The 7,122-nt window shown below is 42.8% G+C and carries 5 protein-coding genes, 17 tRNA genes and 1 riboswitch; of the genes, 19 read left to right on the top strand and 3 right to left on the bottom strand.

Annotated elements, in window-relative coordinates; translation table 11 throughout:
- Positions 1–45: 45 nt before the first annotated feature.
- The 17 genes from I6N95_RS05510 to I6N95_RS05430 all read left to right on the top strand — a co-directional run bounded on the left by I6N95_RS05510 (position 46) and on the right by I6N95_RS05430 (position 1,694).
- Positions 46–119: transfer RNA gene (locus I6N95_RS05510), tRNA-Pro, on the top strand.
- A gap of 12 nt (positions 120–131) precedes the next feature.
- Positions 132–205, top strand: a tRNA-Met gene (locus tag I6N95_RS05505).
- 21 nt (positions 206–226) lie between these two features.
- A tRNA-Ile gene (locus I6N95_RS05500) sits at positions 227–300 on the top strand.
- A 12-nt stretch (positions 301–312) separates the two neighbouring features.
- Positions 313–402, top strand: a tRNA-Ser gene (locus I6N95_RS05495).
- A 14-nt stretch (positions 403–416) separates the two neighbouring features.
- A tRNA-Met gene (locus tag I6N95_RS05490) sits at positions 417–489 on the top strand.
- A gap of 56 nt (positions 490–545) precedes the next feature.
- Positions 546–619: transfer RNA gene (locus I6N95_RS05485), tRNA-Asp, on the top strand.
- A gap of 15 nt (positions 620–634) precedes the next feature.
- A tRNA-Gly gene (locus I6N95_RS05480) sits at positions 635–705 on the top strand.
- Between the two features lie 35 nt (positions 706–740).
- Positions 741–814 (top strand) — tRNA-Ile (locus tag I6N95_RS05475).
- Positions 815–829: 15 nt separating this feature from the next.
- Positions 830–917, top strand: a tRNA-Ser gene (locus tag I6N95_RS05470).
- 17 nt (positions 918–934) lie between these two features.
- Positions 935–1,006 (top strand) — tRNA-Glu (locus I6N95_RS05465).
- A 12-nt stretch (positions 1,007–1,018) separates the two neighbouring features.
- A tRNA-Ser gene (locus I6N95_RS05460) sits at positions 1,019–1,108 on the top strand.
- Between the two features lie 12 nt (positions 1,109–1,120).
- Positions 1,121–1,193 (top strand) — tRNA-Met (locus tag I6N95_RS05455).
- A gap of 56 nt (positions 1,194–1,249) precedes the next feature.
- Positions 1,250–1,323 (top strand) — tRNA-Asp (locus tag I6N95_RS05450).
- Positions 1,324–1,347: 24 nt separating this feature from the next.
- Positions 1,348–1,420 (top strand) — tRNA-Phe (locus tag I6N95_RS05445).
- Between the two features lie 5 nt (positions 1,421–1,425).
- Positions 1,426–1,496, top strand: a tRNA-Gly gene (locus I6N95_RS05440).
- A gap of 29 nt (positions 1,497–1,525) precedes the next feature.
- A tRNA-Ile gene (locus tag I6N95_RS05435) sits at positions 1,526–1,599 on the top strand.
- Positions 1,600–1,622: 23 nt separating this feature from the next.
- A tRNA-Glu gene (locus I6N95_RS05430) sits at positions 1,623–1,694 on the top strand.
- Positions 1,695–1,759: 65 nt separating this feature from the next.
- On the opposite strand, the gene I6N95_RS05425 is transcribed toward I6N95_RS05430, so the two are convergent.
- Entirely contained in the window at positions 1,760–2,515 is a 756-nt protein-coding gene (locus I6N95_RS05425) for a hypothetical protein (protein WP_209525391.1), read from the bottom strand.
- A gap of 122 nt (positions 2,516–2,637) precedes the next feature.
- A riboswitch (SMK box riboswitch) is annotated at positions 2,638–2,725 on the top strand.
- Here I6N95_RS05425 and metK point away from each other — a divergent pair.
- Both metK and I6N95_RS05415 read left to right on the top strand, forming a co-directional pair.
- Positions 2,723–3,904, top strand: coding sequence for a methionine adenosyltransferase (gene metK / locus I6N95_RS05420; RefSeq protein ID WP_209525389.1), 1,182 nt, complete (start codon positions 2,723–2,725; stop codon positions 3,902–3,904). It overlaps the preceding riboswitch by 3 nt.
- Positions 3,905–3,991: 87 nt before the next feature.
- Positions 3,992–5,473 carry an MDR family MFS transporter gene (locus I6N95_RS05415; protein WP_430727527.1) on the top strand — a complete coding sequence of 494 codons (1,482 nt, stop codon included), beginning with the start codon at positions 3,992–3,994 and terminating at the stop codon, positions 5,471–5,473.
- Positions 5,474–5,583: 110 nt separating this feature from the next.
- On the opposite strand, the gene mnmM is transcribed toward I6N95_RS05415, so the two are convergent.
- Complete coding sequence (mnmM, locus tag I6N95_RS05410; RefSeq protein ID WP_209525385.1) at positions 5,584–6,162, bottom strand: tRNA 5-(aminomethyl)-2-thiouridylate-methyltransferase MnmM; 579 nt, start codon at positions 6,160–6,162, stop codon at positions 5,584–5,586.
- The gene (gene mnmL, locus I6N95_RS05405) at positions 6,137–7,120 is read right to left on the bottom strand and encodes a tRNA modification radical SAM protein MnmL/YtqA (protein WP_209525383.1); all 984 of its coding nucleotides are present in this window, start codon (positions 7,118–7,120) and stop codon (positions 6,137–6,139) included. Before mnmL ends, mnmM begins: the two co-directional genes overlap by 26 nt.
- Positions 7,121–7,122: the final 2 nt, after the last annotated feature.

Genomic DNA, 7,122 nt, shown 5'->3' with positions numbered 1-7,122 from the left:
CGGTTAGAGGTTCGACTCCTCTTGGGTGCATTGCAACATTTTTTACGGGAAGTAGCTCAGCTTGGTAGAGCACTTGGTTTGGGACCAAGGGGTCGCAGGTTCGAATCCTGTCTTCCCGATTTTCATAGTCACGCGGCGTAGCTCAGCTGGCTAGAGCGTCCGGTTCATACCCGGGAGGTCGGGGGTTCGATCCCCTCTGCCGCGATTCTTTTTGCCTGGTAAACCTGGACCTTTAGCTCAGTTGGTTAGAGCAAACGGCTCATAACCGTTCGGTCGTAGGTTCGAGTCCTACAAGGTCCATTAAGAAAATATGGAGGATTACCCAAGTCTGGCTGAAGGGAACGGTCTTGAAAACCGTCAGGCGTGTAAAAGCGTGCAGGGGTTCGAATCCCTTATCCTCCTTCTTTTAACAATATCGCGGGGTGGAGCAGTTGGTAGCTCGTCGGGCTCATAACCCGAAGGTCACAGGTTCAAGTCCTGTCCCCGCAATTACTTTAACGCAAGTTAAAGTTAGTATCAAAAGTGACGCAACACGTTAAAACAGTGGTTTGGTAGTTCAGTTGGTTAGAATGCCTGCCTGTCACGCAGGAGGTCGCGGGTTCGAGTCCCGTCCAGACCGTTTTACAAATTTAATGCGGGTGTAGTTTAGTGGTAAAACCTCAGCCTTCCAAGCTGATGATGTGAGTTCGATTCTCATCACCCGCTTATATTTTAACCAAGTGTTAAAGTATAAGAGATATGGGCCTATAGCTCAGCTGGTTAGAGCGCACGCCTGATAAGCGTGAGGTCGATGGTTCGAGTCCATTTAGGCCCATTATTTTTTGGATTTGGGGAAGTACTCAAGTGGCTGAAGAGGCGCCCCTGCTAAGGGTGTAGGTCGCGAAAGCGGCGCGAGGGTTCAAATCCCTCCTTCTCCGTATTTTTTATTTTTTTAGGCCCGTTGGTCAAGCGGTTAAGACACCGCCCTTTCACGGCGGTATCACGGGTTCGATTCCCGTACGGGTCATTATAGTAAGTCGGAGGATTACCCAAGTCTGGCTGAAGGGAACGGTCTTGAAAACCGTCAGGCGTGTAAAAGCGTGCAGGGGTTCGAATCCCTTATCCTCCTTTTTAATAATATCGCGGGGTGGAGCAGTTGGTAGCTCGTCGGGCTCATAACCCGAAGGTCACAGGTTCAAGTCCTGTCCCCGCAATTGCTTTAACGCAAGTTAAAGTTAGCATCAATAGTGACGCAACACGTTAAAACAGTGGTTTGGTAGTTCAGTTGGTTAGAATGCCTGCCTGTCACGCAGGAGGTCGCGGGTTCGAGTCCCGTCCAGACCGTTTTAATTTTTAAAATTAAGGTAAGGCTTAGTAGCTCAGTTGGTAGAGCAACGGATTGAAGCTCCGTGTGTCGGCAGTTCGATTCTGTCCTGAGCCATCTAAGCGGGTGTAGTTTAGTGGTAAAATCACAGCTTCCCAAGCTGTTGTCGCGAGTTCGATTCTCGTCACCCGCTCTCGTTTTTTTTTGCAAAAAAACGGATTAGGGCCTATAGCTCAGCTGGTTAGAGCGCACGCCTGATAAGCGTGAGGTCGATGGTTCGAGTCCATTTAGGCCCACTAATAGTTACTTATTTTTATATGGCCCGTTGGTCAAGCGGTTAAGACACCGCCCTTTCACGGCGGTATCACGGGTTCGATTCCCGTACGGGTCATTTAGAGCATGTTGCTCTTATTTTTTTGATTAAAAAACCACTGTTCAGTTAAACAGTGGTAGCTTTCAAATATAGTAGATGAAGAGAATTAGTAAGAGGGCTGCATTCAATGTGAGCTCTCTTTTTTTTCGGTTATTATGTCGGAGGATAAACCAAGTCGCTAAGAAAATTGTTATGATAATCGGTAATAATAGCAGCCAGTTCAAGTGTTTCATATAGACCTGATAAGCGAGAAAGCCAATCAAAAATAAAAAGGAAAAAAGGCTCAAGCGATTAAAGGTACCACTTTGATCACGTCTAGCATACAAGGACTGTGTTAAAAATGTGCCGATTAATACGATTAAAAAACTAAAGACATACGACCAAAAATAAAAAGGTTTAAAGGCATAGGGATAGTGAATACTAATGACAAGATTAAAGACGATTCCTTTAAAAAAAGCATTTAAACAAGTATATAAGATGGTTTCCTGATAGTTGTATTTTTCAGAAAAAATAAAAAATTGAAAAATCTCGTACATCAATAAAATAATCCCGTATTGCGGTGCTAGTTTATTGGTGATAATCCAGATGCAAATGATGCCAATGACCACTTTTCCTATGTAGAGATTAAGTGAAAAAGACTGATCGCTCGCGTGGGTTTGTTGAATAAGGACTTGGAACACCTCTGACAACACTAAATATAGAATTAAAAGCACAAGGGCAAAGGATATATCTACACGATCTTCTACTAATAACAAGCCAGGCAAAATGGCCATTAACGTTCGTAAAACAGCAATTAATAGAGGGTAGGCTAGGGTATGAGAAATTGGTTTTGGTGTCATTAAAATACGTACCTCACTTTTTAAGTATTCATTAATGGTAGTAGAACTTTTGGCGTAGGTCAAGTTAATCTTATGTTACAGAGAAAAACAAGTGCTTTTAGTTTTGAAATTTGATATACTAGGAATGTTGCAAGATTCCCGATAGGATTTATTGGCAATGCCTTTAAAAATGCCTTGTAACCGAAAATTAAGAGGGGGAATAGAGAAGTGAGAGAAAAATATTTATTTACATCAGAGTCTGTATCAGAAGGCCATCCTGATAAAATAGCAGATCAAATCAGTGATGCTATTTTGGACGCCTTATTGACTGAAGATCCAATGGCTCGAGTAGCTTGTGAAACCTCAGTAACGACGGGGTTGGTTCTAGTTTTTGGTGAGATTTCAACGACGGCTTATGTGGATATTCAAAAAGTGGTCAGAGAAACGATCAAAGGGATTGGCTACACTCGTGCTAAGTATGGCTTTGACGGAGATACCTGTGCGGTAATGGTCGCCATTGATGAACAGTCACCAGATATTGCTCAAGGGGTGGACGATGCCTTGGAGACACGCACTAATGAGGAAAATGATATCGGCGCAGGAGATCAAGGGCTAATGTTTGGCTTTGCTTGTGATGAAACGCCTGAGTTAATGCCTTTAGCTATTTCCTTAAGTCATCGATTGACTAAAAAGTTAGCCGATTTACGTAAAGACGAGACGTTGGCTTATTTACGACCAGACGCTAAGTCACAAGTGACAGTGGAATATGATGAAGAGGGTCAGCCGCTACGCGTGGATACAGTGGTGATCAGTACGCAACACGATGAGCATGTGACGCTTGAACAAATTCAACGTGATGTGCAAGAAAAAGTTATTAAGGCAGTGATACCGGCCGTGTTGCTTGACGGTCAGACAAAATATTACATTAACCCAACGGGACGCTTTGTTATTGGCGGACCTCAAGGGGATTCAGGCTTAACGGGCCGTAAAATTATTGTGGATACCTACGGCGGTTACGCTCGCCATGGTGGCGGTGCTTTTTCCGGTAAGGATGCCACAAAAGTTGACCGTTCGGCCAGTTATGCAGCCCGCTATATTGCTAAAAACATTGTGGCAGCAGGGATTGCTAAAAAGTGCGAAGTCCAATTGGCTTATGCGATTGGGGTAGCACAACCTGTTTCGATTTCGATTGATACCTTTGGAAGCGGAACTGTTTCAAAAGAAAAACTGATTCACGCGATTCGCGAGAATTTTGATTTACGTCCCGCAGGCATTATTGAGATGCTTGATTTAAGACGACCGATCTATCAAAAGACGGCAGCTTATGGACATTTTGGTCGTACAGATGCTGATTTCACTTGGGAGCGAACGGATAAAGTTGAGGCTCTTAAGACTAGTTTAGCAGAGTAACAGAGGCGGCTCTTAGTAAAGGTTAATTCCTTTATTAAGAGTCGCTATTTTTAAGGGATAGAAATGTAAAGGGTGATGGAAAAAATGATGAAACAAAAGGAAACAAACGTTAAAATTGTGACGCTTACGGTTTTTATTGCAACATTTATGACGGCGATTGAAGCGACAATTGTTTCGACGGCGATGCCGACGATTGCGGGACAACTTAAGGGTGGCGAAATTATGAGCTGGGTCTTTTCAATTTATTTATTGACCAATGCCATGATGACACCTGTTTATGGTAAATTAGCTGATAGAATTGGCCGCAAGCCAATTTTTCTTTTTGGGATAGTGGTTTTTATAATCGGCTCTTCGCTCTGTGGAATTTCAGGTAGCATGCTGCAATTGATTATTTTTAGAGCGATTCAGGGAATCGGCGCTGGGGCAATTATGCCGGTGGCTTTAACCATTATTGCTGATATATATCCAATTGACAAGCGTGCGAAAGTTTTAGGGTTGAGCAGTGCTTTTTGGGGGATTGCGAGTGTTGTTGGGCCTTTATGTGGTGGCTTTATTGTGGATACAATTGGCTGGCATTGGATTTTCTTTGTCAATGTACCAATCGGTATTATTTTAGTGTTCTTAATCATGATTTTTTTGGTAGAGCCCAAAAATGAGCATGACAAACAACCAATTGATGTCGCCGGTAGTTTGTCGTTGATGATGTTTTTATTAGCATTGCTATACGGATTTCAAACACTTAGTGAAGGCACTGGATTTGGCTTAGCAAGTGTCTTATCTTTTGGAATCGCGATCGGTTTTTGTTTATTGTTTGTTTTTATTGAAAAACGAGCAAAGGACCCGGTTATTTCATTGGATTTATTTAAAAATAAAACGTTTATGATCGTGAATATTATTGCCGCTCTCGTCAGTGGCTTCTTAATGGGGATTGATGTGTATATTCCGATGTGGATGCAGGGGGTTCTAGGGTTAAAGGCAGCTTTAGGAGGGATGGCTTTAGCGCCACTATCCTTCACTTGGATCATCGGTTCCTTACTGGCTGGACGTCTATTGGAAAAAACCACAACTAAGCGTGCATTAACGATAGGGTTGGTTATCATTATCATTGGTGGCTTAATGTTAGCTAATGCGCCGGTGTCAACACCTTTTTGGGCATTTTGTTTAATTTCTGGATTTACGGGTATTGGTTTAGGGATTACGATTACAGGTTCAACAGTTAAAGCACAAAGCAGCGTCTCCCATGACAATGTTGGGGTAGCCACTTCTTTTAATACATTAATGCGTACCTTGGGACAAACGATTATGGTATCCATTTTTGGGGTAATTTTGAATAACCATCTGAACAATGAAATTGCTGCTAATGCTGATTTAGGCCTGACTCGGGATATGATTGATCAGTTATCCAATCGGGAAACCTTAGGGGAACTGGCAGCTGATGTTATCGAACCCTTACGGGAAATTCTGTACAAGGGGCTTCATAGTGTTTACTTTGTCGGAGTAATTTTGTTAGTTGTGGCGATTTTATTAAATCAGTTCCAAAAATCAGAGCGTTTGATTCATAAGGATTAAGAAAAATAGTAATATATTTAAGTGATGCTACTACGCTTCGTGAAGCTGGAGCCAAACTACGATATAGAGAAAGTTTTATACTTTCCTATAAAGTAAAAAAACTTCGTATCCTAGGGATGCGAAGCTTTTTTGCGTTCAATAGCGATCAAAATTGGCGGATTATTTTGTTGATTAATAAATTGATAGGACAGGACGTTATAATCTTGTTGGGGGATTGTTTTGACAAAAGCCAACACCCCGTCTTTTTCAATTTCTCCACCTTCGTGCCCGTAATAAATCACGATGATAACCCGACCACCAACAACCAGTTTAGGAAGTAAGCTATCTAAGGCGGTTAGAGTGGTTTCTTTTTTGGTGATAATCGTTTTATCGCTTTGAGGTAAGTAGCCGAGATTAAAGATCGCCGCTTTTACAGTAACATGATCGTCTAAGACTTGCGGGATCGTTTCATGACCTTGATGCAACAAGGTGGTTTGTGCTGTTAAACCGGCTTTAATGAGCTTTTGCTGGCTTGTATCAATCGCTTGACCTTGGATATCAAAACCGTAAACATGTCCCTGAGAACCGACTAAATCAGCTAAAAACAAAGTGTCGTGTCCATTTCCCACAGTGCCATCTATCACTGTATCACCAGGGACGATGATCTCACGTAATAATTGATGACTATAATGGAGTGCGGTTGGCAACATGACGGACCTCCTCTCGGCAATTAAATCGACCTTGATAACTATCTCGTCGTGTTAGTTCGTCGTCAATGGCATTTAAAACTTCCCACTTTTTCAGGCTCCACATCGGCCCAATAATACTATCTCGGGGCGCATCGCCTGTCAGTCGATGAATCACAATTTCAGGTGGAATCAGCTCAAGCTGATCACAGATAATCGACACATACCGCTCTCGGTCCATCAAAGTCAGACGACCTTCCACGTAATCCCGAACCATGCGAGTGTTGGTCATCAAGTGAAGGAGATGGAGTTTAATTCCTTGAATATCGGAGTCAAGAATGGTTCGTTTGACATTTTCAATCATCATGGCGTCTGTCTCGCCAGGTAAACCGTTAATTAAATGAGTGCAAACTCTGATCTGATGTTGTCGTAGTTTTGCGACACCATCTAAATAGGTCTGATAATCATGGGCACGGTTGATTGAACGGCTAGTTTCTTCATAGGTTGTCTGCAACCCTAGCTCCACCCATAAATAATAGCGTTGATTGAGCTCAGCCAAATAATCAACGACATCATCAGGTAAACAGTCGGGTCGAGTGCCGATGGAAATCCCAACGACACCAGGTTGGCATAAGACTTGTTCAAACCGATGACGGATAGTTTCCAGGGACCCGTGGGTATTGGTGAAATTTTGAAAGTAGACCAAGTATTGTGTGACACCAGGCCACTTTGCGTGCATACGCGTGATTTCCTGATGGAATTGTTCAGGCAAAGGGGCTGTCGGAGCAATGATCATGTCGCCTGAGCCAGATACACTACAGAACGTACAGCCCCCTTTAGCGACAGTGCCATCACGGTTAGGACAATCAAAACCAGCGTCGATAGGTACTTTAAAAAGTTTTTCACCAAAGGTTTCTCGCAAGGCGTAATTCCAAGTGTGATAGCGTTTATTAGGATCAGATGTAAAGTTAAAGTTTGTCACGT

It is taken from the genome of Vagococcus allomyrinae, assembly GCF_017829975.1.
Classification (GTDB): Bacteria; Bacillota; Bacilli; order Lactobacillales; family Vagococcaceae; genus Vagococcus_D; species Vagococcus_D allomyrinae.
Note: the sequence above shows the minus strand (reverse complement) of the source record. Positions and strands in the feature narration are given on the sequence as shown.